Source organism: Bordetella petrii, assembly GCF_020991325.1.
Classification (GTDB): Bacteria; Pseudomonadota; Gammaproteobacteria; order Burkholderiales; family Burkholderiaceae_B; genus Bordetella_A; species Bordetella_A petrii_E.
The window spans coordinates 1-2,051 of the sequence record NZ_JAJMLX010000457.1; the positions used below are offsets into that span (position 1 = coordinate 1).

3 protein-coding genes are annotated in these 2,051 nt (G+C 67.9%); 2 read left to right on the forward strand and 1 reads right to left on the reverse strand.

Annotated elements, in window-relative coordinates; all coding sequences use genetic code 11:
- Nucleotides 1-82: 82 nt before the first annotated feature.
- Nucleotides 83-742: a hypothetical protein gene (locus LPZ50_RS24485; protein WP_230665437.1), complete on the reverse strand. Its 660-nt coding sequence runs from the start codon at nucleotides 740-742 to the stop codon at nucleotides 83-85.
- Here LPZ50_RS24485 and LPZ50_RS24490 point away from each other — a divergent pair.
- Together LPZ50_RS24490 and LPZ50_RS24495 are read left to right on the forward strand one after the other, a co-directional pair.
- Nucleotides 642-1,577, forward strand: a complete 936-nt coding sequence (locus LPZ50_RS24490; protein ID WP_230665436.1) for a MotA/TolQ/ExbB proton channel family protein — start codon at nucleotides 642-644, stop codon at nucleotides 1,575-1,577. The two genes, LPZ50_RS24485 and LPZ50_RS24490, sit on opposite strands and share 101 nt — an antisense overlap.
- A partial coding sequence (locus LPZ50_RS24495) for an ExbD/TolR family protein (protein WP_230665435.1) occupies nucleotides 1,577-2,051 on the forward strand: 475 nt, incomplete at its 3' end. The genes LPZ50_RS24490 and LPZ50_RS24495, both read left to right, overlap by 1 nt.

Below are 2,051 nucleotides of genomic sequence, written 5' to 3' on the forward strand. Positions count from 1 at the left end.
AAGGGGACGCCCACCGCACGGGGGGCGCCCCCTTGCGTCTGTCGGCTTCGGCCACAGGCTTCCTCGGGCGGCTTCGCCCAGGTCAGCGCGTCGCCTTCCAGAGCGTGACGGTGCCCTCGAACGTCGGGATGTTCTTGTCCGTGGACGGCGTCACCTTGGTGATCTGCCACATGGCCAGATTGCCCTTGGTGGTCAGCGAGCACATGGTGTCGCCCGCCTTGATCAGGTGGTCGTCGTTGAGCGCCTGGGCCGAGGCGGAGTTGGGCAGCGGATTCTGGAGGGCGCCGTCGCGGCACGCCTCGGGCGTGGTGCCGTTCGCCTTGCCCAGCGCCTGCTTGAAGTCCAGCCGGTCGTCGCGCGCCTCGAACTCGGTGTTGTCGTAGGCGAGCTTGCCCGTCGGGTCCACGGCCGGCACATCGAAGTCGATCTGCGTGGTGGCGAGCGACTCCGGGGTCCGTACGGTGATCGGCTTGTCCTGGAAGACCACCGTGTACGTGACGTTGGCGGGCGGGACCGAACTGTCGTCGCTCGGAGCGTCCGAGGGCGTGGCGGCGACGGGGGACTGCTTCGGCGGGTTCTTCCTGCTGACGGGCGACGACGAGGAGCCGCCGCCCTTGGCCTGGCCACCGTCGTCGTCCTTCTTGGTGAGCCAGACCGCGGCGGCGGCACCCGCGCCGGCCGCGGCAGGTCCCCCCCCGGCTGTATCCGGTGCCGTGCCGGCGGCCCAGCAGGCCGCCCACACCCTGGGCCAGGCGGCTCCCGCCCTGTCGCAAGCCGCCGATACTGTCCAGCAGGCCGCCGTCGCCGCCGTGCCGCCGCCGCCGCTGCCCGTGCCCGCCGACATGGGTTTCCTGCATTTCGTGGCGCAGAGCGACTTCGTCGGCAAGACGCTGTTCGCCATCCTGATCATCATGTCGCTGGTGACCTGGTACCTGATCGTGGTGAAGGCCTTCAGCAACTGGCGCATGCGCCGCCGTTCGGGCGAGTTCCTGAACAAGTTCTGGAATTCCAGCTCGCTGGAGCAGGTCGAGAACGAAATCGTGACGCACGGCGCGCATGATCCCTTTTCGCACCTGACCAGCCATGCGGTACACGCACAGTCGCACCATGCGAAGTTCGGTGCCACCAAGCTGGAAGAAACCGGCGCCAACGGCGAATTCGTCACGCGCACCATGCGCAAGGTCATCGACGAAGAAACCGCCAAGCTCGAGAACGGGCTGACGGTGCTGGCATCCGTGGGTTCCACCGCGCCGTTCGTGGGCCTGTTCGGCACGGTGTGGGGCGTATACCACGCCCTGGTGGGTATCGGCCTGGCCGACGGCGTCACCATCAACCGTATCGCCGGCCCGGTGGGCGAGGCCCTGATCATGACCGGCCTGGGCCTGGCCGTGGCCATTCCGGCGGTGCTGGCCTACAACACCTTCGTGCGCAGCAATCGCGTGTTCCTGTCGCGCCTGGACGCCTTTGCCCATGACCTGTTCGCGTTCCTGAGCACCGGCCAGCAAGTGGCGCTGTCGGAGGGCAAGGTGCGCGCGCTGCGCCGCCAGGCGCAGCCGGCGACCCGGGGAGTCCAATAATGGCATTCGGCAGCTTCGACAGCAAAGGTTCGGGCAGCCATACCGTGTCGGAAATCAACATGGTGCCGCTGATCGACGTCATGCTGGTGCTGCTGGTGATCTTCATCATCACGGCGCCGCTGATGGCGCACTCCATCCGCATCAACATGCCGCAGGTAAGCGCCGAGCAGATCGACCAGGAGCCCAAGAGCGTGGATCTGGCCATCGATCCGGCGGGCGCGCTGTTCTGGGACGATAAGCCAGTGGCCATGGAAGACCTGCCGAACCGGTTCCTGACCTTGGCGCAGACCAAGCCCCAGCCCGAACTGCGCATCCGTGCCGACATGAACACGCGCTACGAGACCCTGGCCAAGGTCATGGCGGCCGCGCGCCGTTCCGGCCTGTCGCGCATCGGCTTCATTACGACGCCGGCGCCCGCTGGCGCCACGCCAGACGCGAATGCTTCGCCGGAGGCGGGCACGGCCCCGGCGGCCC